The 24,047-nt window shown below is 54.5% G+C and carries 19 protein-coding genes and 1 tRNA gene; 15 read left to right on the top strand and 5 right to left on the bottom strand.

Annotation, left to right across the window (positions count from 1 at the left end):
* Positions 1 to 211: 211 nt before the first annotated feature.
* The 3 genes from FNL37_RS10135 to FNL37_RS10125 form a co-directional block, all read right to left on the bottom strand.
* Entirely contained in the window at positions 212 to 2,584 is a 2,373-nt protein-coding gene (locus FNL37_RS10135; RefSeq protein WP_244948266.1) for a TonB-dependent siderophore receptor, read from the bottom strand.
* Between the two features lie 389 nt (positions 2,585 to 2,973).
* Complete coding sequence (locus FNL37_RS10130; RefSeq protein WP_244948265.1) at positions 2,974 to 3,993, bottom strand: FecR domain-containing protein; 1,020 nt, start codon at positions 3,991 to 3,993, stop codon at positions 2,974 to 2,976.
* Between the two features lie 26 nt (positions 3,994 to 4,019).
* Positions 4,020 to 4,520 carry a sigma-70 family RNA polymerase sigma factor gene (locus FNL37_RS10125; RefSeq protein ID WP_159356033.1) on the bottom strand — a complete coding sequence of 167 codons (501 nt, stop codon included), beginning with the start codon at positions 4,518 to 4,520 and terminating at the stop codon, positions 4,020 to 4,022.
* Positions 4,521 to 5,130: 610 nt separating this feature from the next.
* Between FNL37_RS10125 and motA the strand changes: the two genes are divergently transcribed.
* From motA to cheZ, 14 genes are all read left to right on the top strand, one after another.
* Positions 5,131 to 5,991, top strand: coding sequence for a flagellar motor stator protein MotA (gene motA, locus FNL37_RS10120; RefSeq protein ID WP_015829619.1), 861 nt, complete (start codon positions 5,131 to 5,133; stop codon positions 5,989 to 5,991).
* A 24-nt stretch (positions 5,992 to 6,015) separates the two neighbouring features.
* Positions 6,016 to 6,966, top strand: a complete 951-nt coding sequence (gene motB, locus FNL37_RS10115; RefSeq protein WP_013441643.1) for a flagellar motor protein MotB — start codon at positions 6,016 to 6,018, stop codon at positions 6,964 to 6,966.
* Between the two features lie 63 nt (positions 6,967 to 7,029).
* Complete coding sequence (locus FNL37_RS10110; RefSeq protein ID WP_015829620.1) at positions 7,030 to 7,578, top strand: hypothetical protein; 549 nt, start codon at positions 7,030 to 7,032, stop codon at positions 7,576 to 7,578.
* Between the two features lie 72 nt (positions 7,579 to 7,650).
* Positions 7,651 to 8,016 (top strand): response regulator, encoded by a 366-nt coding sequence (locus FNL37_RS10105; protein WP_015829621.1) that lies wholly within the window; start codon positions 7,651 to 7,653, stop codon positions 8,014 to 8,016.
* A gap of 73 nt (positions 8,017 to 8,089) precedes the next feature.
* Entirely contained in the window at positions 8,090 to 10,471 is a 2,382-nt protein-coding gene (locus FNL37_RS10100; protein WP_159356032.1) for a chemotaxis protein CheW, read from the top strand.
* A complete protein-coding gene (locus tag FNL37_RS10095) occupies positions 10,468 to 10,965 on the top strand; it encodes a chemotaxis protein CheW (RefSeq protein WP_159356031.1) in 498 nt (165 codons plus the stop codon). The genes FNL37_RS10100 and FNL37_RS10095 overlap by 4 nt, the downstream gene beginning before the upstream one ends.
* 62 nt (positions 10,966 to 11,027) lie before the next feature.
* Entirely contained in the window at positions 11,028 to 13,793 is a 2,766-nt protein-coding gene (locus FNL37_RS14085) for a methyl-accepting chemotaxis protein (RefSeq protein WP_159356030.1), read from the top strand.
* 371 nt (positions 13,794 to 14,164) lie between these two features.
* Positions 14,165 to 14,407 (top strand): hypothetical protein, encoded by a 243-nt coding sequence (locus tag FNL37_RS10085; protein ID WP_015829625.1) that lies wholly within the window; start codon positions 14,165 to 14,167, stop codon positions 14,405 to 14,407.
* Positions 14,408 to 14,827: 420 nt separating this feature from the next.
* Positions 14,828 to 17,455, top strand: coding sequence for a methyl-accepting chemotaxis protein (locus FNL37_RS10080; RefSeq protein ID WP_159356029.1), 2,628 nt, complete (start codon positions 14,828 to 14,830; stop codon positions 17,453 to 17,455).
* Between the two features lie 391 nt (positions 17,456 to 17,846).
* Positions 17,847 to 18,740 carry a CheR family methyltransferase gene (locus FNL37_RS10075; protein WP_015829627.1) on the top strand — a complete coding sequence of 298 codons (894 nt, stop codon included), beginning with the start codon at positions 17,847 to 17,849 and terminating at the stop codon, positions 18,738 to 18,740.
* Positions 18,741 to 18,742: 2 nt separating this feature from the next.
* Positions 18,743 to 19,348 (top strand): chemoreceptor glutamine deamidase CheD, encoded by a 606-nt coding sequence (cheD, locus tag FNL37_RS10070; protein ID WP_013441652.1) that lies wholly within the window; start codon positions 18,743 to 18,745, stop codon positions 19,346 to 19,348.
* Between the two features lie 49 nt (positions 19,349 to 19,397).
* On the top strand, positions 19,398 to 20,474 hold the full coding sequence (locus FNL37_RS10065) for a protein-glutamate methylesterase/protein-glutamine glutaminase (protein ID WP_013441653.1): 1,077 nt from the start codon (positions 19,398 to 19,400) through the stop codon (positions 20,472 to 20,474).
* A gap of 147 nt (positions 20,475 to 20,621) precedes the next feature.
* A complete protein-coding gene (gene cheY, locus FNL37_RS10060; RefSeq protein ID WP_013441654.1) occupies positions 20,622 to 21,020 on the top strand; it encodes a chemotaxis response regulator CheY in 399 nt (132 codons plus the stop codon).
* Between the two features lies 1 nt (position 21,021).
* A complete protein-coding gene (gene cheZ, locus FNL37_RS10055) occupies positions 21,022 to 21,687 on the top strand; it encodes a protein phosphatase CheZ (protein WP_013441655.1) in 666 nt (221 codons plus the stop codon).
* Positions 21,688 to 21,801: 114 nt separating this feature from the next.
* On the opposite strand, the gene FNL37_RS10050 is transcribed toward cheZ, so the two are convergent.
* Both FNL37_RS10050 and FNL37_RS10045 read right to left on the bottom strand, forming a co-directional pair.
* Positions 21,802 to 21,996 carry a heavy-metal-associated domain-containing protein gene (locus FNL37_RS10050; RefSeq protein ID WP_013441656.1) on the bottom strand — a complete coding sequence of 65 codons (195 nt, stop codon included), beginning with the start codon at positions 21,994 to 21,996 and terminating at the stop codon, positions 21,802 to 21,804.
* A 214-nt stretch (positions 21,997 to 22,210) separates the two neighbouring features.
* A tRNA-Lys gene (locus FNL37_RS10045) sits at positions 22,211 to 22,286 on the bottom strand.
* Positions 22,287 to 22,376: 90 nt separating this feature from the next.
* Here FNL37_RS10045 and FNL37_RS10040 point away from each other — a divergent pair.
* Positions 22,377 to 24,008 (top strand): alpha-D-glucose phosphate-specific phosphoglucomutase, encoded by a 1,632-nt coding sequence (locus FNL37_RS10040; RefSeq protein WP_159356028.1) that lies wholly within the window; start codon positions 22,377 to 22,379, stop codon positions 24,006 to 24,008.
* Positions 24,009 to 24,047 lie beyond the last annotated feature (39 nt).

The raw sequence follows: 24,047 nt of genomic DNA, 5'->3' as shown, positions 1-24,047 counted from the left end.
ATAGGAATGATTCTCATTATAGGGTGTGGGGTGCAGATTAGGCAATCTGTTCGCGCTGACTTGCAGGCCAAACAGATTCCCGGATATGCGCATGCGGGATGACAGCCTGTGATGCGATGTTGAAGTGGCAAGCCATCAACAGCAACCCAAACCATGGCTTAAATCAACGCCAATGATTTGAGTTGCAGTTGAATAGCTCTCAAGAGGGATATTAGAAAGTGCCGCGCAGTGTCAGCATCATGCTCTGGGGTTCACCATACCAGTAGTTACCTGCCACCGTGTAATAGTGCTTGTCGAACACGTTGTTGATATTTATGGTAGCGGTCCAGTGCTTGTCAACGCGATAGCTGGCACTGGCATTCCATACGGCATAACCTTCCTGCGTGTAACGTACCGTTCCGTCTTGAGTATAAATTTCGCTTTGCAGATTAACCCCGCCGCCGACGGTGAATTTCTCCCATGCACCTGGCAGCTGGTAAGTCATCCAGCTGCGCAAGAGCTGGCGCGGGATGAAACTGCTTTGGTAAGCGCCGCCCTCATTTGCGGTTGGGTTGCCTGTGGCATCGCGATCGCGTACATATTTGGCAGTATTGTAGGTGTAGCCAGCGAACACCTGCAGTCTTGGCAGAATTTCACCATTTATCTCGGCATCAAAGCCTTCACTTTTCAGCTTGCCACCGTTGATAGAGCAACCTCCTTGCGCAGGCGTTCCCGGACAGCTTGTCGGATTCCTTGGGTCGGTCTGGGCTAAATCATCCATATTGATCCGGAATAGCGCAAAGGATGTATTCAATTTGCCACCGGCAAATTCCCCCTTGATTCCTGCCTCATAATTGCTGCCGAGTGCTGGGTTGAGTGGGGTGCCACTGGCAGTATAGGAGTTGCTCTGAGGACGGAATACATCCGTATAGCTACCATAGGCGGACCATTCATTATTGAGGCGCAGGATAGCGGCGACATAGGGCGTTACCTGGTGTGTTTCTTTGGATTGCGTAATGCCTAACAGGCTATTTTCATACCAGCTGACACGTCCGCCTAAGATCACTTTCAGCGGAGCTGATACTTGTAGTTTCAGGTTGCCATAAAAGCCTTGCGTGGTTGTTTCGCCGCTGATTGGCGTACCGTAGGGTCCACTGTACAGGCGAGCTAATGCTGATAAATCAGGAGAACGTGGATCTATCAATATGGGAGACGAATATGTCACCCTGCTGCCCTTGTAAGACAATGTTTCTTCTTTCTGCCAGTTAGCCCCCAGAAATAGCTGGTGCTCTTGGCCCCATGCGCCAAATTTGCCGTGCAATTGGGCATCTGCTCCTCGGGTGCGGTACTGGTTGTCTTCGAAATCGGCTCCCCGCAGATAAAAATTTTGCAGGTTGTTGGGGTCTAGCGGAAGATTTTCGTTGTATATGGCAGCATCTTGCCGTTCGCTTAGCTGAGCGGTCCCAGTTAATTTGACTGACCAGTCATCATTGATATGGTGCGTGATATCCCCAAAAACCTCTCTCACCGTGCTCTTGAAATAGGTCCAGCCAGGGCCGTAAGAGGTAGAGCGGGATAAGCCCAAATCACTGCCATCGCTTGATATGGGCAATCCATACGCCCAGCGTCCGCCTTGCTGTGAATAATGCTGATAGCGCGCACCTACGGCAGCCACAGTCTTTTCGCCCAAGTCGGCTTCCAGCATGCCATAGAGCAAGGGCAGCTTGGTTTGCGCTTCATCGTAAAAATAATGCCTATCTTCGTAGCCCGCGAGCAGGCGGCCGCGCAGGGTGCCTGCATCGTTTAGCGGGCCGGTGATGTCGCCATCCAGGCGGTAGTAATCCCAGCTGCCAGCGCGAGCAGTAATTTGCATCTGTTTTTCGGCCAATGGCCGTTTGCGTACCATGTTGACCGTGCCACCGGGGTCGCCATTGCCGATTAGCAAGCCGGGGGCTCCTCGTAGCACTTCGATACGATCAAAGATCGCGGTGTCAGGGGCAATGCCTATGCCGCCGTAATAGCCCATGGGGACACCATCGGTCATGAAGTTATCCAGGGCAAAACCGCGTGAGTAATAAACAGTATGGCCGTAATTACGGAACTCCTTGGTTACCCCTGTCACCTGGCTAAGTGCGCTGTCCAGTGAGGTCAAGTTTTGGTCGTCCATGCGCTGGCGCGTCATGACCGAGACGGATTGAGGAATATCGCGCAGGGATTGCTCGCCTTTGCCTATGCTGACGGCACGCGCCGCATAGGATCCGGTTCCTTCGCTCACCGCCTGCGACTCGCGATCAGAACTGGCGACCACGCTGACTTCGGGCAGTGTCGCGATACTCTCTTTAGTCTTCGGTGGCTGGACAGCAGGCGCAGGCCTGAGCAAATAGCTTCCATTCTCCAGTGTTAGGGCCTGCAAACCAGTACCAGCCAGCAATGCATTTAGCGCGGATGAAGCGGTATGCGGCCCTTTGATTCCTTCCGTGATTTTTCCATCGGTCTGCTCTGCGGTGAAGGTCAGCAGCACATTGGCTGTGCTGGCGAAGCTGCGCAGCGCCGGCGCCAGCGGGCCCGCCGGGATATTGAAAGTGTATGTGGCGCTTGTTTGCATGGATGGGCTGGCGATGGCCTCTGCTCTTGCCGAGCCTGTTGTGGAGAGCAGCGCTCCACAAATTGCCAGCGAGACGGCATGGACCAAAGGACGCAGGCCTGGTGAATGTGCTGATGGATGGAGGTGTCTGCGTATATGCAGGCTGTGAGGGCGGGCGCCAAGGCCGCTGTTTGTCATGATGGTTTCCCCAGATGTTGATATTGAAATGAAGTCCTTACTGGGTAGGTGGCATGAGATTCAAAATCGGGCAGGCCAAAAGCAAAAAAATCTCAACATAGTTTTTATGGCATGTGTTGCATGGGTTTGTGCCTATGGGGAACGATGCTGGATGGCGCGTCCTGAACGCAAGCCGGATTCCCTGATCTTTTATCGCAAACAGTGCTGGGAATTCAGGAGACTGTGTCGATTGTGACCCAGTAGCGCGTTCGCAGCAGAATTCTGACGGGTAGAACGCTTGGTAGTGTAGCGAGGATACGGTCAGTGTCTTCCAGCGGGAACACGCCGGAGAAACGCAGGTCGGCAACGGCCGGATTGCAGCGTATCAAGCCTGGCCGATAGCGGGACAGTTCGGTGGCAAAATCCCCCAGCCGCATCTGGTCGGCAATGATTTGTCCTTTGGTCCAGGCGGTATCGCTGTCTCGCAGGCTGTTGATGGTGAGGCTGTCGCGGGTGAAGATTGCGCTCTGTCCTGCCGATAGTCGATGCGAAGGCGCCTGCTCGAGTGTGATTTCAACGGCGCTTTCGAGGACGGCGACCCTGCTGCTCCCATCCGGCTGCTGTCGCACCGCAAAACGTGTGCCCAATGCACGGATACGGCCTTCTGTTGTTTCAACCACGAAAGGGCGCGCATCGGAGATGGCGTGACCAGTGGTGATCAGCACCTCACCTGCCACCAGGCGAACCAGCCTTTGCTGATGGCTGAAATGTACATTGATGGCGCTGGCGGTATTGAGAGTGATGACAGTGCCATCGTCCAGCGTGATCGTGCGTTGCGTGCCGGTATCGCTGTGGTAATCAGCGACCATTTGCTGCCAAGCCGGTGTGCGGCTGGCCAGCAGGCCAGAGGCGCCTGCTGCCCCCGCCCACAGCAGCATGACGATAGCTTTGCGTCGATCCTGGGAGTGCAGGCCTTCCCGCCTGGTGTAAGGCGAAAGTGTCTTGTAAGCAGCATGCGGCTCCATGATTTTTAGCCGGCCAATAATGGTCTCGATATGCTGCCAGGCGCGTTCGTGGTCTGCATGTTCCATCCGCCATTGCTGCCAGCGCTGGCGATCATCTTCGCTGGCCTCGCCTGACATGAGCAGGGTCAGCCACTCTGCCGCCTGATTTGCCACCGCTTCGCTGACAGCAATGCCCCCGGCGAAGGCTTGCACATGCCCGGCGGATGATGCGATGGAGGCATCAGGCATTGCCTTGTTGCGTGTACTTTGCTGCATCAGGCCAGCGCGAACAGACAATGCCGGTTGGCACGCGTAAGGTATTGCTTGACCGAGCTGATGGACACCTTCAGCCGCGTTGCGATCTCCAGGTAACTCAGCTCTTCAAAGTGCGCAAGCAAAAAGGCTTCTTTCACCCGCGGTGGCAAGCCGTTAAGCGCCTGGTCGAGCTGACGCAAAGCCTCTAATGCCAGGTATTGTGCCTCGGGCGATGGCATCAGCGCTTCTGGCAAAGTGGCCAGCATGTCAAGGTAGGCATTTTCGAGCAGCTGACGGCGATAGCGGTTGGCGATCAAGCGGCGCGCAATAGTGGCGAGAAATGGCCTTGGCTCCTGAATCTGGCTGGCAGAGCTTGCGGTGAGGATACTGACGAACGTATCCTGCGCAAGATCTGCAGCGGCGAACGAATCTCCCAGCTTGCGCCTGAGCCAGCCATACAGCCAACCATGGTGGTCGCTGTACAGGCTTTCAACCGTAGGGGAAATTGAATTGTCAGGCATGCTCACAAGAGGGCGTCATGCTGCGCGGCGGGGACCAGCAGCATGAAGGTTCCAGTCATAGGGTTTATATGAGAATAGTTATCATTATCTCATGTGCTTAACATCGTACGCAATACCGGATATGGCATGTGGGCCCGGCATGTTGTTATGGTGGGAGGCCTTCGCATAATTCGCCTATGTGCGGCAAGAACAAATATCTGAGGTTTGCGAGGAGGATAAACATCCAGAGAATCAAGACTCTATACCTGGATAGTCATGTCTGGCTGCATCGGTCCTCCATGAATAATGGCCAGAATTTCAGGCCTGGGTGGCGGATTAGAGGGATTGGTCGGTATGATTTGCGACCATGGTCGATGGCAATATGTGCTGCGTCATGGCGCTCGTGCCTTAATTAATCGAAACTTATGCCGACATAATGCATGTTGAGCCTGAAATCGTGCCGCATCCGCCTGTGCATTTGGCGAATGACAGGATTGGCAATATAAAATGGAAAACACAGGCTGATCGACGTTTGGCGGATAACAATACCCTGCTAAGCTTAGGGGAATGGCTTAATATGTGGCATGCATCACAGGCGATAGACGCTGTTTTTTAATCGGGGGGTTTAAAAGTGCTAGTAATCGTAGGGTATGTTGTGGTCCTGGCGGCCGTGTTCGGGGGATACGCGCTGGCAGGGGGGCATTTGGGGGCCTTGTGGCAACCCCTTGAAGTATTGATGATTTTTGGTGGTGCCATCGGGGCGTTTATTGTCGGCAATAACGGCAAGGCGTTGAAAGCAACGCTGGGCGCGCTGCCAACACTATTCAAAGGTTCCAAATTCACCAAAGCGCTGTACATGGATTTGCTGGCCTTGCTGTTCGAAATTCTCAGCAAGATCCGCAAAGACGGCATGATGTCGATTGAAAACGACGTTGAAAATCCCGAGAGCAGCCCCCTCTTCAGCAAATACCCTGCCTTGCAGGCAGATCACCACCTTATGGAATTCATCACCGATTATCTGCGCTTGATGATTTCCGGCAACATGGATGCCTTCCAGGTGGAAAATCTCATGGATAACGAAATCGAAACCCACCACCAGGAAGGGCATGTGCCGGTGCACTGTATCGCCCGCCTGGGCGATGGCCTGCCTGCTTTTGGTATTGTGGCCGCGGTGATGGGCGTGGTGCACACCATGGAAAACGTGGCCTTGCCACCTGCCGAACTGGGCATTCTGATTGCCCACGCGCTGGTGGGTACCTTCCTCGGTATTCTGCTTGCCTATGGTTTCATCGGCCCGCTTTCCAGCCTGCTGGAACAAAAGCTGGATGAGTCCACCAAGATGTACCAGACCGTGAAGGCTACGCTGCTGGCCAGCCTCAACGGCTACGCCCCGGCGATTGCTGTCGAGTTTGGCCGCAAGGTACTGTACTCCACCGAACGCCCTGGCTTTACCGAGCTCGAAGAGCACGTCAAGCAAGCCAAGTCCAAATAAGCCCATAGCGTAGCGGAGTCTGTCGTGGCAGAAGATACCAAGCCGATAATTGTCAAACGCATTAAAAAGGTGGCCGGTGGTCACCATGGCGGGGCATGGAAGATTGCCTACGCCGACTTCGTCACCGCCATGATGGCGTTCTTCCTGCTGATGTGGCTGTTGGGGTCTACCTCCAAGGCCACGCTGGAGGGAATTTCCGAGTATTTCAAAATGCCGCTCAAGGTTGCGCTGCAAGGCGGGCCCTCGGTTGCAGCCAGCGATTCGGTGCTAAAAGGCGGCGGCAAGGACCTCACCAAAAAGCAGGCGCAGGTAAAACCTGTCGATGGCCCTAAAGGAAAGCAAAAAGAGGTCGATATAAAAGATGCGAAGACTGCTCTGGAGAAGGCGGAACAGGAAAAACTGGCTGAACTGAAACTCAAGATTGAAGAAGCGATTGATGCCAGCGCCACCTTGAGCAAGTTCAAAAAGCAATTGCTGATTGATATTACGTCGGAAGGCTTGCGCATCCAGATCGTGGATGAGCAGAACCGGCCTATGTTTGCTTCTTCCAAAGCCGAGCTACAGCCTTACGCCAAGCAGATTTTGCATGAGATAGGCAGCATGCTGAACGATGTGCCAAACAAGATCAGCTTGTCGGGACATACCGATGCTGTGCCTTACCCCACCGGGGATAAAGGTTACAGCAACTGGGAGCTTTCTTCTGACCGGGCCAATGCCTCGCGCCGCGAGCTGGTGGCGGGCGGAATGGATGAATCAAAGCTGTTGCGTGTGGTGGGGCTGTCATCGGCTTCCTTGTTTGACAAGGAAAACCCGTTGAACCCGGTGAACCGCCGGATCAGCATCATCATCATGAACAAAAAGGCCGAGGAAGACGCGGTCAAGGATGAAGGTGCGACGGTCAATGTGCCGTCGGATAACGCCGCCAGTGAAGTCCAAAAAGCGACTGAAGTGCAGAAAGCGGCGACTGGCCAATGAAGACATAGATAACGACCGTACTGGTACTGAATACGGCGAATAAAAAAGAAGGATGATGGGAATATGCAGTCGGAGACAATACCAGTAGAAGAGCTGAGACAGTTGTTGGCGGGCGTGTCCGACCATGGGACACAGCACCTGCTTGAGGTCGAGGCCGATCTGATGCAAACCACCTACCTGCTGAGTGAGGCGATAGAGAAACTCGGCGCCTGTTTCATGTCCGTCCACGAGGCCGTCACGGCCCAGCAGCAGGAGCTTGATCTCCTGCTGCAACAAACCAAACTCCCAGACCAGCAGCAGCAAAAGCTGCTCCAGTATCGCGAGCACATCGCCAAAGAAGTCAATACAGCCGTTACCGGGCTGCAATTCCAGGATTTAACCAGTCAACTTATCGCCAGAACCATCAAGCGCGTCAACGGGCTCAAGGAGCTATTGAGCGCGCTCGCCACGCACGGCGACAGCATGGACAGCGAGCAGGAGCACCAGGAAATCGCCCGGCTTCTGCAAGAAATGAATCGCAGCCTGAATAGCCGCAGTGTTGAGCTGTCAGGCGGTTTGCGCAAAGCCGTGGACCAGCACCATATGGGAAGTGGAGATATTGAGTTGTTCTGAGGATTGAGATCGGCAGATTCATGGTATAGAGCAGTTCATGTGTAGAAATTTAATCAACAAGCGAGTATGAAAATGGCAAAAACAATTTTAGCGGTCGATGATTCGGGATCTTTACGTCAGATGGTGGCGTTCAGTCTGACGGCGGCTGGCTATCAGGTCGTGCAAGCTGTGGATGGCCAGGATGGCTTGAACAAGGCGCGCGACCAGGTAGTGGACCTGGTGCTGACGGATCAGAACATGCCCAATATGGATGGCCTGACGCTGATCAAATCCCTGCGTGGCATGAGCAGCTATCAGAAGGTGCCTATCCTGATGCTGACCACCGAATCCAGCGACGAGATGAAGGCCAAAGGCCGCGCTGCCGGTGCCAATGGCTGGCTGGTCAAGCCGTTTGATCCCAAGCGCTTGATTGATGTTGTACAAAAAGTAATCGGTTAATACCTCTTTTTTCGACCTAATGAATACGCCCGCCGCATGATGCAATGCAGGCAAGCAAAAATGGAGTCAGCAAATGTCGATTGATATGAGTCAGTTTTATCAGGCTTTCTTTGATGAAGCCGAGGAATTGCTCGCCGAGGCGGAGCATCTGTTGCTCGCCCTCGATCTGGACAATCCCGACTCGGAAGACCTGAATGCCATTTTCCGTGCTGCCCATTCCATCAAGGGCGGCGCCGCCACTTTCGGCATGACCGACATGGCAGAAATCACACACGTTCTGGAAAACCTGCTGGACAAGATCCGCAAGAACGAGATGGCGTTGACCGGTGAGCATGTGGACACCTTTCTCGAAGCCAAGGATGTGTTGAATTCGCAGCTGGAAGGCCACCGTTCCGGTGCCGATGTGGATCGCGATGTGCAGGAAGAAGTCAAACGCAAGCTGAAAGCCTTGTCCGAAGGCAAGCCGGTATCGGCCGCTGCGGAAATGGCGGCAACGGCCGCCCCGGCTGCGGCATCTGCCCCGGCGGCTCCCAAGCCCGCCGCTGCCGCCCCGGCTGCACCCGCAGACAAGATGCGTCATTACAATATCGACGTCAAAGCCTTGAGCGAAAAAGACACCGCCAACCTTGAAGGCGAGCTGGGTCTGCTCGGCGAAGTCAGCAGCAAGCGCCTTGATAATGGGCATGTGGCTTTCTCGCTGAAAACCGAAGACAGTGAAGATGACATCATCTCCATCTGCGCGTTTATTGTTGAACCCGAAGATATCAAGATCACCCTGCAGTCTGGCGCTGCTGCGCCAGCGGCTGCGGCGGCTGCCCCTGCCGATGGCAAGCACCGCTTCAACATTGAAGTGCCCGAGCTCAGCGACAAGGATGCAGAAAACCTGAAATCCGAGCTGGCATTGCTGGGTGACGTCAGCATCAGCAAGGCGGGTGGTAAAACCATCTTTGCCCTGACCACCGAAGATAGCAAAGACAGCATCGAATCCATCTGTTCGTTTGTGGTGGACCTCGACACGCTGGTGATCAAGGATGCCCCAGCCGCGGCTGCGCCAGCCCCTGCTGAAGCACCTGCGGCAGATGTCGCAGCTGCGGCAAGTGGCTTTATTGAAGGCGATGGCTTCGGCTTTTTTGAGCCGATCACGCCACCAGCGCCAGCACCCGTCGTCGAGGCGGAAGCTCCCAAGCCAGTGGAAGCAGCACCTGCCCCGGTTGCCGAGAAAAAACCCGCCGCCGCCAAAAAAGAAGTCGAAAAACCGGCCGCTGCCGAAACCACCTCGATTCGGGTGGGCGTAGAAAAGGTCGACCAGCTGATCAACCTGGTGGGCGAACTGGTGATTACCCAGGCCATGCTGGAAGAACGTATCAGCAAGCTGGACCCGGTTACCCATGAAGATCTGCTGAATAGCCTGGGCCAGCTCACCCGCAACACGCGTGATCTGCAAGAGTCGGTGATGTCTATCCGCATGATGCCGATGGACTATGTGTTCTCGCGCTTCCCCCGCATGGTGCGTGATCTGGCTACACGTCTCGGCAAGAAAGTGGAGTTTGTCACCAGTGGTGCCGCCACCGAGCTCGACAAGGGCCTGATCGAACGCATTGTGGATCCTTTGACCCACCTGGTGCGCAACAGCATTGACCATGGCATTGAAGTGCCGGACGTACGTCATAAATCCGGCAAGAATGAAACCGGCCGCTTGTCCCTGTCTGCTTCCAATCGCGGCGGCAACATCGTGATTGAAGTAACGGACGACGGCGCTGGCCTCAACCGTGAACGCATTCTGAGCAAGGCCAAGCAGAGCGGCCTGCCCGTGAGCGATACCATGCCCGATAGCGATGTCTGGCAGCTGATTTTTGCCCCGGGCTTTTCCACGGCCGAGCAGGTGACCGATGTATCCGGTCGCGGCGTTGGCATGGATGTGGTGAAGCGTAATGTGAGCGCCATGGGCGGCGTGATTGATATCCGCTCGGCGCTGGGCTACGGCACTACCATGTCGATCTCCTTGCCGCTGACGCTGGCGATTCTCGATGGCATGTCGGTTTCGCTGGGCGACAACATGTACGTGGTGCCACTCAATCTCATCGTGGAAACCATGCAGCCGCAAGCGACGGACATCAAGACCGTCACCGGTGCCGGTTTCATGGTGCATGTGCGCGGCGAATATCTGCCGATTATTCCGCTGTATTCCCTGTTTAATCAGCCTACCCAGATCACCAACCCGGTGGATGGTGTGCTGGTGATCATTGAAGCCGAAGGCAAAAAAGCCGCCCTGTTTGTCGATGGCCTGGTTGGCCAGCAACAGGTGGTGATCAAGAGTCTGGAAACCAATTACCGCAAAGTGCCCGGTATTTCAGGTGCCACCATCATGGGCGACGGCTCGGTCGCGCTCATCCTGGATGTGCCCACCATTATCAAGATGGGCCAGAACAATAATTCTGAAGGAGTGTATCAATGAGCAGCATCACGGAAAGTGGTAACAACGACGGCGTTACCAATGCCAAGGAATTCCTGACCTTTGTACTGGGCAACGAAGAGTACGGCCTGGAAATTCTCAAGGTGCAGGAAATCCGTGGTTACGACGCCGTGACCAAGATTGCCAATACGCCTGACTTCATCAAGGGCGTGGTCAATCTGCGCGGCCGTATCGTGCCGATTGTGGATCTGCGCATCAAATTCAATCTGGGCAAGGTGGAGTACAACGAATTCACCGTGGTCATCATCCTCAACCTCAATGGCCGCATTGTCGGCATGGTGGTGGATGGCGTATCCGACGTGATGAGTCTGCAACCCAACCAGATTCGTGCAGTGCCCGACATTGTTGCCAGCATTGATACCAAGTACATCGTGGGGCTGGCATCGGTGGAAGAGAAAATGTTCATCCTGGTGGACATTGAGCAGTTGATGAGCAGTACGGACATGGAGCTGATGGATAGCGTCGCCATGCATTAAGTGAAGCACCTAGCCGAGCGTCACGCCGGCACATAACTATAAATTTGAGGAGTATGCACATCATGAAAATGACTGTCGCAAATCGTATCAAGCTGTTGATTGCTGCTGCAGTAATCGGTCTGCTGATCGTGGTAGCCATCGGTCATGTTCAGACTGGGCGGGTATTCGACAAAGCCAACTATGGCAACGAAAACACCACGCCAAGTGTCGCAAGTCTGGGCCTGATACAAGAGTATTTCCAGCGCTATCGCATCGTGGTTCTGCGCCACATTCTGGATACCGAGCCTGCGGAAATGGTCAAGGATGACCAGCGATTGCTGGAACTCAAAGGCAAGCTCGACGATGAATTGAAAACCTATGGCGATAATTACATCAGCAATGATGAAGACCGCCAGATGTATGACAAAACCAAGGCAGACTGGGATAAATATCAGCAGCTATTGCAGAATGTGCTGAGCCTTTCACGTGCAGGTGAGCGCGATCAGGCGGCCGCACTGCTCAAAGCGCAGGCCGATAATATTGCCCGGGATCTTACCGCCCATATCGAAGAACACTTCAAACTGAACATGACCTTTGGTACCGCTGCTGCGGAAGACGCCTTGGCAACGCGTCATACGGCGACCATCATTAATGTTGTGGTTGCAGTAGTAGTGACCCTGGCCGTGATTGTGATTGGTATCTTCATGCTGCGCGCCATCATGCGCCAATTGGGCCAGGAGCCAGCAGAGCTGGCTGAAATGAGCCGGAAATTTGCTGCGGGCGATCTGACCCAGAAAATCACGGTGGCCGAAGATGATAAATCCAGCGTGGTGTACTCCATGCGCCGGCTGCAGAAGACCCTGCAAGGCCTGACCGATTCTCTCAATTTTGTCAGTGCCGCCCATGAAAAAGGCGATATCGACGAGACCTTGAAGGCCGATCTGTTTGAAGGCTTGTTCCGTGATGTTGCCAATGGCGTCAATGGCATGGTCGGTGGCCATGTGAACATGATGCGCAAGACCATGGCTACGGTTGAAGGCTTTGGTGCCGGCAATTTTGATGCGCCGCTGGAGAAATTCCCGGGCAAGAAAGCCTTCATCAACGACACCATTGAAAAAGTTCGCAGCAACATCAAGAGCTTTATTGCGGACATGAACCACATGTCGCAGGAGCACGATGCGGGTGATATTGATGTCCGCATGGACGTGAGCAAATATCAGGGTGCCTATGCCGAGATGGCAAATGGCGTGAATACCATGGTGGGCGGTCATATTGATGTGAAGAAGAAATCCATGGCCGTGGTGCGTGCATTTGGTGAAGGTGATTTGACCGCGACCATCGAGCAATTGCCAGGCAAGAAGGCTTTCATCAACGAGGCGATTGAGAAAACCCGTGGCCAGCTGAAGGCTGCTGGCGAGGCTGCCCGTTTTGCCGAACTGATCAAGACCAGCCTGGACAATGCCGCTGTCAGTGTCATGGTAGCCGACCCTGATGGCATCATCATCTACATGAACAAGTTTACCGAAGACCTGATGAAGCGCTCCGAAGCCAATCTGCGCACACAACTGCCCAACTTCTCGGCGAACAATATCATTGGTCAGAACTTCGACGTTTATCACAAGAATCCCAGCCATCAGCGCAATATGCTGGCCAGCCTGCACAGCCCTTATGCCACGGAAATCACCGTCGGCGAGCAGATATTCAAGCTCAATGCAGCGCCTATCTTCAGTAGTAGCGGAGAACGTATGGGCACCGCCGTGCAGTGGATAGATCGCACGACCGAGGCACATGCCGAGCACGAAATCGGCGAGATCGTGAAAGCTGCTGCGGATGGTGACTTCAGCAAACGTGCGCGCAGTGATGGGCGTGAAGGCTTCTTCAAGCTGGTGGCTGAAGGCCTCAACCAGACCCTGGATACCATCATCGCGCCGATCAGCACGGTAAAAGAAGCGGCAGATGCGATCAACACCGCCGCGAAAGAAATTGCGCAGGGCAACTCCGACCTGAGCCGCCGTACGGAAGACCAGGCATCGTCGCTGGAAAAAACCGCTGCCAGCATGGAGCAGTTGGCCTCCACCGTGAAGCAGAACGCCGACAACGCCAAGCAAGCCAACCAGCTCGCTTCTGCGGCATCCGGTGTCGCTGTAAAGGGCGGCGAAGTGGTCGCCGATGTGGTGTCTACCATGAGCGCCATCAACGACAGCGCCCGCAAGATCGAAGACATTATCTCGGTGATTGACGGCATTGCCTTCCAGACCAACATCCTGGCGCTGAACGCTGCGGTAGAAGCCGCCCGTGCTGGTGAACAAGGCCGCGGCTTTGCCGTGGTAGCAGGCGAAGTACGCAACCTGGCGCAACGCTCTGCGGCAGCTGCCAAGGAAATCAAGGAACTGATCAACGACTCGGTTAGCAAGACCACCGAAGGTACGACTCTGGTGGAAAACGCCGGCAAGACCATGGAAGAAGTGGTGCAATCTGTGAAACGCGTATCAGACATCATTGGCGAAATTGCCGCGGCCTCGCAAGAGCAGAGCGCCGGTATTGCGCAGGTGAACGACGCCGTGATCAAGATGGACGACGTGACGCAGCAGAACACCGCGCTGGTGGAAGAGGCTGCTGCGGCAGCGGAATCGCTGGTTGAGCAGGCCACTGCGCTGACCGATGCCGTGGCAGACTTCAAGCTGCGTGAAGGCGATGTCCGCGCACCTGCCGCTGCCAAGATGCTGTCCCGGCCAGAAGTACGAAGCAACCCGGCTCCGCGTCCAGCGCCTGCCAGAGCAGCAGCTGCGCCAGTGCTCAAGGTCGCATCCAAGGCCAGCGTGAATGAGGATGAGTGGGAAGAGTTTTAATGCAAACATCCTGATTTGCATCTCAATGAAGTAAAAAAAGCCCCGGATTTCCGGGGCTTTTTTTTGCATAGGAGTGCAGCCTATGCAATCTGTAATCAAGTGTAAATACTGTAAAAAATCATGAATATATGCATTTTGTAGCTGTTTTTTGAATTAAAGCCCTAAAGTTTTTCAATGCATTGATTTAATTGGGTATTTTTTGTCTTGTTCCATGTATTCCCGGCAATATCGGGAAACTTTATTGTTAATGATGTGTAATTTTCCTAAAGAAATCCGAGGGTTAGGTCGTAGCAGGTTCAGATGGTGATGATCGAGAAGTGAGCGCCTCACCAGTCTGCAGTACCTATATATCCCTACATGGAGAATGACAAATGACAAAGATGATCGTAGCAATCGTTTCCCTGGTGGCTGCAATGGCAGCATTCAATGTGCAAGCTGAAGAAGTGTGCAAGGTAAGCGTAATGGGCCGTATCTGCACCAATGACAACAGTGCTGAAACCGCCGCCCACATGAAGGGCAACGCTGTTGCCGAAGCCGAAGCCAAGAAGCTTGCTGCTACCACTAAGGATGGCAAAACCGTTCTGGTAGATGCCAAGGACGTGCAGTCCAAGTAATCCAGCACCCCGGGTAGCCCGTGCCCGAGAGCCAAGTCTCATCTCCGCGACCACCGCTCTCGCACTGATAGCTCCCAAAGATGTACTAACCGCTTCTTATTGAAGCGGTTTTTTTTTGCCAGTACCTGGAGCATATTGCCCAGACAGGACAGTGGCCACATGGCCTGCATGGCATAAATAAGCTGTAAATACGCGTTTGTTCATGCGATGACCAGAAGCAGCTGGTCGCTATAGTGGCTGGCATAGGGGTAAAACCCTGCACAGGACAGGCGCGATGCACTGAAAAAAATGCGTTAAAGATTCAAGTTCTGCGGAATTTACACGTAAGAGATGTAGAAGCTTGTAGCTCGGTTTGCCGAGCGCTGCACCGGATCAATGCCAAGGCATGAAACAACATAAAAATGAAGTCGGAGAAAAGAAATGACTGTCGCTAAGCGTATGTATCTTTTGATGGCGGTTGCCATTCTGGGGCTGGTGTCCTTGGCCGGGTTGGCCTATCACCAGATTAATCGGGTCTATGACATCACCAACTTTTCCAATGTGGATTCCATGCCCAGCATTGCCAGGCTCGATGAAGCGCTCAGTGAGTTTGAAGAGCTGAATACCCTGGTATGGCAGCACATGACCAACCAGGACAATGCCAAGAAGGCTGAGATTGAGACCAAGGTTGCTGCGGCTCACGTACGCCTGACCGATACCCTGAAAAAATACGAAGACAATCATATCTCCGATGATGAGGACAAGCGTTTGCTGCAGGTGGATCGCCTGTTGCTTGCGGACTACGACAACCTGGCGGGCAATGTGCTGACGCTTTCTCTCGCCAACAAACATGATGAAGCGCGTGATGCCTTGCTGGCAGGCGAGACCACCATTCTCAAGTTGCAAAAGGCGATCGCTGACCACCGCCAGCACAACGTTGAGTTGGGTTCCCAGAGCGCTGAAAAAGCGGCTGCCATCAAAGCCAGTGCAACCGAGTTCATGATCATTATCGCCATCGTGGCTCTGGCTCTGGTCACCGTGATCGGCTTCATGATCATCCGCACCCTCATGCGTCAGCTCGGTGGCGAGCCCGCCCTGGCTGCGCAGGTGGCCAAGCGTATTGCGGCTGGCGATTTGCATGTGGCGATCAAGCTGGCCAATGATGATAAAACCAGCCTGATGTATTCCATGAAGCAGATGACCGACACCATCATCACCCTACTCAAGGATCTGGAAAGCCTGGCCGATCAGCATGAAGCCGGCAATATGCGCGCCACCATCGTCAGCAGCCGCTTCAATGGCGAATTCAACACCCTGGCTGACAAGATCAACCACATGGTGGGCAATTATGCTGACGTGCTGAATAAATCCATGTCCTGCATTACGGCGTTCTCCCAGGGCGATTTCACCAAGACCCTGCAAACCCTGCCAGGTGACCTGGCCTTTATCAACAAGGGAGTGGAAGGTCTGCGCCAGAATATCCAGACCCTGATCTCCGATATGCATTACATGTCGAACCAGCACCGTGAGGGCGAGGACGATGTGGTGATGGATATCAGCAAATACAGCGGATCCTATGCCGAAGTTGCCGCCGGTGTGAACAGCATGGTCGGCGACCATATTGAAGAGAAAAACAAGATTGTGAGCTTCGTGACCGCCATTGGTAACGGTGACTTCACCATCAAGGTGGATCCATTCCCAGGCAAGAAGGCTTCCATCAACAAGAGCCTGGAAAAAGTCCGTGGCAACCTGCAAGGCCTGATTGACTCCATCAAGTGGGTCAGCAACGAGCATGAGCAGGGCAATATCGACATGACGCTGCATGCGCATCTGTTCAAGGGTGACTTCAGCAAGGTAGCCGAGAACGTCAATATCATGGTGGGTGGCCATATCCAGCTGATGGAAAAAGCCATGGCCTGTGTCAAAGCCTTTGGTGAGGGTAACTTCAATGCCGAACTGGAGCAGTTCCCAGGCAAGAAGGCGTATATCAACGAAACTGTTGAGCAAGTGCGCAAAAACCTCAAGGCACTGAATGAAGACGTACAGATGCTGGTGCGTGCCGCCAATGAAGGCCGTGTATCGGTACGTGCCGATGCCAGCCGCCATCCTGGTGACTTCCGCAAGATTGTCGATGGCGTGAACGAAACGCTGGAAATGATCGTAGGCCCGATCAGCACGGTAAAAGAAGCCGCAGATGCGATCAACACCGCCGCGAAAGAAATTGCGCAGGGCAACTCCGACCTGAGCCGCCGTACGGAAGACCAGGCATCGTCGCTGGAAAAAACCGCTGCCAGCATGGAGCAGTTGGCCTCCACCGTGAAGCAGAACGCCGACAACGCCAAGCAAGCCAACCAGCTCGCTTCTGCGGCATCCGGTGTCGCTGTAAAGGGCGGCGAAGTGGTCGCCGATGTGGTGTCTACCATGAGCGCCATCAACGACAGCGCCCGCAAGATCGAAGACATTATCTCGGTGATTGACGGCATTGCCTTCCAGACCAACATCCTGGCGCTGAACGCTGCGGTAGAAGCCGCCCGTGCCGGTGAACAAGGCCGTGGCTTTGCCGTGGTGGCAGGCGAGGTGCGCAACCTGGCCCAACGCTCTGCGGCAGCGGCCAAGGAAATCAAGGAACTGATCAACGACTCGGTTAGCAAGACCACCGAAGGTACGACTCTGGTGGAAAACGCCGGCAAGACCATGGAAGAAGTGGTGCAGTCTGTGAAACGCGTATCAGACATCATTGGCGAAATTGCCGCGGCCTCGCAAGAGCAGAGCGCCGGTATTGCGCAGGTGAACGACGCCGTGATCAAGATGGACGACGTGACGCAGCAGAACACCGCGCTGGTGGAAGAGGCTGCTGCGGCAGCGGAATCGCTGATGGAACAAGCCAACGGCCTGTTGAATTCGGTGAGTGTATTCGTGCTGGATGGTCAGGCTGCGCCTGCCGTCGCCGCGCCTACCCGCCGGCCCGCCATTGCCTCCGCACCGTCTGGTCGCCCGGTGCCTGCACCGCAACCCAAGCTGCAAGCACCGGCCAAAACCGGTACGGATGACGAGTGGGAAGAGTTTTAACGCTGTAAACGCAATACGCTGACAGGCTGGGGCAGGGCGCTTGTGTCTTGGCCTGCCTGTCAGGCACTGTCAGTGCAATAAACGAGAGGTAATGCCAACCAGGACATTACCCGGTACCAGGTGGAGAAAGCCATGCATTATCCTGTTCTTGAATCGGCAAGGTCGCCATACGATGGCAGCGTTGCTGGTCTATGCTACGTGCGATTTTTCACCTGTCCTGTTCACGATGAGCCATTGGGGCCCAGGGGCGCAATTTGCGGCAGTGTCTGATTTCCTGTCGTGCATATTCATGCGATGCTGTTTGCGAAGTTGCCGGCGGGTTGGAGGTCGATCAGACCATGCTGACCTGGTGGCAAGCGCTTGATGGGTTGAAAAGAAAACAAGGTTAATTATGGTAACGAAATCCAGCCATGGTGGTGAGCGCGAGTTCGAGTTTACGCAACAGGACTTTGAAAAGGTACGCAAGCTGATTTATGCCCGTGCCGGCATCTCATTATCCGAAGCCAAAGTCGACATGGTGTATAGCCGTATCGGCCGCCGATTGCGTGCTCTCGGCATGAATTCGTTCAAGTATTATCTGGATGCACTGGAAAGCAATGCCAACCCGGATGAGTGGGAAGCCTTTACCAACGCGCTGACCACCAATCTGACCTCGTTCTTTCGCGAGGAGCACCATTTCCCCGTGCTGGCCGAGCATCTGGCCAATCTCAAAAAACCGATTACCATCTGGTGCTCTGCCAGCTCGACTGGCGAAGAGCCCTATTCGATAGCCATGACCGCTTGCGAAGCGTTTGGCACCCTGCATCCGCCCGTCTCCATTATTGCTTCCGATATTGATACCAATGTGCTGGCAACAGCCGCGCGTGGTGTGTACCCGGAAGACCGCATCAGCAAGATGTCCCCTGAGCGCTGCAAGGCGTTTTTCCTGCGCGGCAAGGGCGCACAGGAAGGGCTGGTGCGCGTGCGCAATGAGCTGCGTGATCTGATTACCTTTCAGCAAGTGAATCTGCTGGCCGATGAATGGCCGTTGAAAGAGCCGTTTGATGCGATTTTCTGTCGCAATGTCATGATTTACTTCGATAAGCCGACCCAGGCCAAGATTATCAGCAAGTTTGTGCCATTGATGAAGCCGCATGCCTTGCTGTTTGCCGGCCATTCTGAAAACTTCCTGTACGTGTCGCACGACATCAAGCTGCGCGGGAAAACCGTCTACGAGTTGAATCCTGCCACTGCAGGTGCGGCGACGGAGTCTGCCATGAGCCGACTGGCAAGGGAGACCGTCTAACCATGCTGGTGAATGAAGAAATCTCGACCTCGCTTTACTACGATCGCACTTTTGATTGCGATGCCGCCAAGATATCGCCCGGCGAGTATTACTACACCGACAAGGACATGGTGATTGTCACCGTGCTGGGCTCCTGTGTATCAGCCTGTATACGCGATACCGTCTCCGGTATAGGTGGCATGAACCACTTCATGCTGCCCGATGGCGGTAATGCCGATAAAGACAACCCGGCTTCTGAATCCATGCGCTATGGTGCCTATGCCATGGAAGTGCTGATCAACCAGCTGTTGCGCAATGGTGCGCGCCGCGAAAACCTCGAAGCCAAGATTTTTGGCGGCGGTAACGTACTGCGCAGTTTTACTTCCATGAACGTGGGTGAACGCAATGCGCTGTTTGTGCGCCAGTTCCTCAAAGATGAAAACATCAAGGTCACCGGTGAAGACCTCAATGATATCTATCCGCGCAAGGTCTACTTTTTCCCGAAAACGGGTAAAGTACTGGTCAAGAAGCTCAAGCAGCTGAACAATTACACTCTTATCAAGCGCGAAGAAACATACGCAAGCCGCCTCAAGACGGACAGTGTGGGTGGTGAGGTTGAGCTGTTTTAACGATTAATCAACACATAACAAAAAAAATTTAGGGAAGAGATTAAGCAGAATGAAGATCAAAGTATTGGTGATAGATGACTCCGCCTTGATACGCAGCCTGTTGACGGAGATCATTAACAGTCAGCCCGACATGGAAGTGGTCGCCACCGCGCCCGACCCGTTGATCGCGCGTGATTTGATCAAGCAAACCAATCCCGACGTGCTGACGCTGGATGTGGAAATGCCGAAGATGGACGGGCTGGATTTTCTGGAACGCCTGATGCGCCTCCGCCCCATGCCGGTAGTCATGGTCTCCACCCTGACCGAGCGTGGCTCGGAAATCACCATGCGCGCGCTCGAGCTTGGCGCCATTGATTTTGTTACCAAGCCCAAGCTCGCCATCAGTGACGGCATCCGTGAATACGCTGATCTCATTGCAGACAAGATCCGCGCTGCCAAGCAAGCCCGTATCTCAACCTTGGCGCCACGCAGCACCGCGCCAACTCCAGGCGCACCTCAACAAAATGCTTCGCTTCGCAACCCGCTGATCAGTAGTGAAAAGCTGATCATTATTGGCGCCTCGACCGGTGGTACCGAGGCGATCAAATCTTTCCTGATGGAAATGCCGCCTGACTGTCCCGGTATCCTGATCACCCAACACATGCCAGCTGGCTTTACCCGTTCATTCGCCAATCGCCTGGATTCCTTATGCCAGATTTCCGTGGCCGAAGCGCAGGGTGGCGAGCGTATCCTGCCGGGGCATGCCTTTATCGCACCGGGCGACAAACACTTGCTGCTGGCACGTAGCGGCGCCAACTATGTAACCGAATTGAGCGATGCCGCGCCGGTGAGCCGTCACAAGCCATCGGTAGACGTGCTGTTTGACTCGGCAGCCGCCCAGGCTGGCAAGAATGCCATTGGGGTGATACTTACTGGCATGGGCAAGGATGGCGCCCTCGGCATGCGCGCCATGAAAGAGGCAGGTGCCTACAATTTTGCGCAGAACGAAGAGAGCTGCGTGGTCTACGGCATGCCGCGCGAAGCGGTGGCGCATGGCGGTGTGGATGAAGAATTGCATCTGCGCGACATGCCTTCCCGCGTGCTGGCGTACCTGATGGCCAACAGCTCGCAGTCGCTGCGTGTGTAATTTTGCTAAGATGCTGATTAAAGCTTGCCCGGTTTTGGACGATAAACAAGGTAAGACCTTAATCAATGCTCGGTAACATGATTCAATTCGCTAACATCACGGATCAGCCTGATTGGATCATGGCAGCACATAACTATGGAGTTTTAGATGGCTAATCCAAATACCAAATTTCTCGTGGTTGATGACTTTTCAACCATGCGCCGAATTGTGCGCAACCTGCTCAAGGAGCTGGGCTATACCAATGTCGATGAAGCCGAAGATGGCGTCATGGCCCTCAGCAAGCTGCGTGGCGGCAATTTTGAGTTTGTCGTGTCCGACTGGAACATGCCAAATATGGATGGCCTGACCATGCTGAAGGAAATCCGCGCCGACCCCACCTTGTCATCGCTGCCCGTGCTGATGGTGACCGCAGAAGCCAAGAAGGAAAACATCATCGCCGCTGCCCAGGCTGGCGCTAATGGTTACGTGGTGAAGCCCTTCACCGCTGCCACGCTGGATGAGAAGCTCGCAAAAATCTTTGAAAAACTGGAAAAGTCAGGGGCATAACATGAGCGAGCCTCTTACTTCTGAAGACAATAGCTCGTCGGCAGCTCCAGTGAATACCAACGACGAAATCCTCAACCGTATCGGCCATGTCACGCGTGCCCTGCACGACAATCTCTCCGGCCTGGGCTTTGACAAAATTCTGGAAAAAGCCGCCTCAGAAATCCCCGATGCGCGCGAACGCCTGAATTATGTGGCCAAGATGACGGAGCAAGCGGCTGAGCGCGTGCTGAATGCCACCGATGTCGCTACACCGCTGCAAAATGCCTTGTCCACCCAGGCTGCCGATCTGCAGAAGCGTTGGGATGCCTTGCTGGCTACCCCGGCCCTCAAGAGCCAGTACGATGCGATTGCGACCGATACCATGGCTTTCCTGGACCAGACGGTGAAGAACACCTCTGAGACCAAGGATCTCTTGATGGAAATCATGATGGCGCAGGATTTTCAGGATCTTACCGGTCAGGTGATCAAGAAGATCACCACGCTGGCGCAGGATCTGGAACAGCAGCTGGTACAAGTGCTGATCGACTTCTCGCCCGGCCATATCAATACGCCCAAGAAAGAAGCCGATACCGGTCTGCTGAATGGGCCACAGATCGACCCGAATGCGGTCGATGTGGTGGCGAGTCAGGCACAGGTGGATGATCTGCTCGATAGCCTGGGGTTCTGAAGCGCGCAGTATGAATGAAAAAAGCCGACGAAAACGTCGGTTTTTTTTATGGGGCAGAATGGAATTGACTGGCTGATCGCATGTATCAGGATCAGCCAGCAGGTGTTTTGCCGCTTATCCCACCACCGTGTAGCCTGCCTCTTCAATAATGCTGGCCAGCTCTTGCTTGCTGAGTGTGCTTTCAGTGCTCAGCTTGCCGCTGGCAAGATCCACTTCCACTTTGGCTGCAGCATCCTCGTTCTGAATCGCCCGGGTAACAGCATTAACGCAGCCGCCGCATACCATGCCTTCTACCTTGAATGTCTCCATGCGCTTTGCTCCTGACCTGATTTTCTGAAAAACCGATTATACTGATGATGCTGTTGTCATATGAGACTGGCGTTGCCGATAAAGGTTTTGCTTTCGCTGAACGAGATGCCGGAATCCGGTATGACGGCTGATGATAGCCGGGCAGAGTTGCCCGTGAATGTGAAGCAAACCAGGCAAATAAAAAAGGCCTGTGCAGAGCACAAGCCTTTGTTTTTGGTGGGAGATCGGGGGATCGAACCCCGGACAAACGGATTAAGAGTCCGCTGCTCTACCAGCTGAGCTAATCTCCCTTTGCGACTTCAAAATCGCGAAGAAGGCGAATTATCAATATAAACGTGACCTCTGTCAACCTTAAGTCACCAAAATCAGGAAGAGTATTCATGACAGTACAAGTTGTTGCCAGCCAACCCTATCAGGACCAGAAGCCAGGGACTTCCGGCCTGCGTAAACGCGTGCCTGCATTTCAGCAGGTGCACTACCTGCAGAATTTTGTGCAGAGCATTTTCGATACCATACAGGCAGCTCCCGGCGCGACACTGGTGCTGGGCGGCGATGGCCGTTACTACAATCGTCAGGCCATTCAGATTATCCTCAAAATGGCGGCGGCCAATGGCTTTGGCCGCGTGCTGGTCGGGCAGGGCGGTATCTTGTCCACGCCCGCCGCTTCGTGCGTGATACGCAAATACAAGACCTTTGGCGGCATTATCCTGTCTGCCAGCCATAACCCCGGTGGGCCAGATGGCGATTTTGGCATCAAATACAACATGGAAAATGGCGGCCCGGCGACGGAAACCGTGACCGAAGCCATTTACGCCCGCAGCAAGGTCATCAACGAATACCGCATTGTGGATGCCGCCGATGTGGCGCTGGATGTGATCGGCGAAAGCCAGCTGGGCAATATGGTGGTGCAGGTGATTGATGCGGTGGCGGATTATGCCGAGCTGATGGAGTCCCTGTTTGATTTTCCTGCCATTCGCAGCCTGCTCGCGAGCGGCTTCCGGCTCAAGTTTGATGCCATGCATGCGGTAACAGGCCCTTATGCACGCGAGATTCTGGTCAAGCGTCTGGGCGCCAGTGCAGATAGCGTGATGAATGCCGTGCCCTTGGAGGATTTTGGCCAAGGCCACCCCGACCCCAATCTGACCTATGCGCACGAACTGGTCGAGATCATGTATGGCGAAAATGCGCCTGAATTCGGTGCTGCTTCAGATGGTGATGGTGATCGCAACATGATACTGGGCGATCATTTCTTTGTGACGCCCTCAGACAGTCTTGCCTTGATGGCCGCCAATGCGCGTTTGATTCCGGCCTATGCGGCTGGCATTGCCGGGGTGGCGCGCTCCATGCCTACCAGCGCGGCGGTGGACCGTGTGGCTGAAGAGCTTGGGATTCCCTGCTATGAGACACCCACGGGCTGGAAGTTTTTTGGCAACCTGATGGATGCTGGCAAGGTGACGCTGTGCGGCGAAGAAAGCTTCGGCACTGGCTCTGACCACGTGCGTGAAAAAGATGGTTTGTGGGCCGTGCTGTTCTGGCTCAATATTCTGGCCATCAAGCGCCAGCCGGTGGCAACCCTGGTCAAGCGGCATTGGCGCCAGTTTGGCCGCAATGTGTATTCGCGCCACGATTATGAAAACCTGCCAACCGAAGCGGCACAAGGCGTTATGACGCTGCTGCGGGACAGCTTTGCAAGCCTGCCTGGCAAGAGCTTTGGTCGCTACACCATCGCCAGCTGCGACGACTTCAGCTATACCGACCCCATTGATGGCAGCCTGAGCACCAAGCAAGGCGTGCGTATCCTGTTTGAAGATGGTTCGCGCATCGTGTTCCGGCTTTCCGGCACCGGCACTGAAGGCGCAACTCTGCGCATCTACCTGGAAGCCTACGAACCTGATAGCACCAAGCATGACCTGGATGCACAGGATGCGCTTTGGGACATGATCAAGATTGCCCTGACCATCTCGGAGCTCGCCACCCGCACCGGCCGCGATACACCTACCGTGATTACCTGATGCAAACGCGGATGTGCCCTGTGCCTGTATGGGCATAGC

The organism is Methylovorus glucosotrophus, assembly GCF_009858335.1.
GTDB lineage: Bacteria > Pseudomonadota > Gammaproteobacteria > Burkholderiales > Methylophilaceae > Methylovorus > Methylovorus glucosotrophus.
Note: the sequence above shows the minus strand (reverse complement) of the source record. Positions and strands in the feature narration are given on the sequence as shown.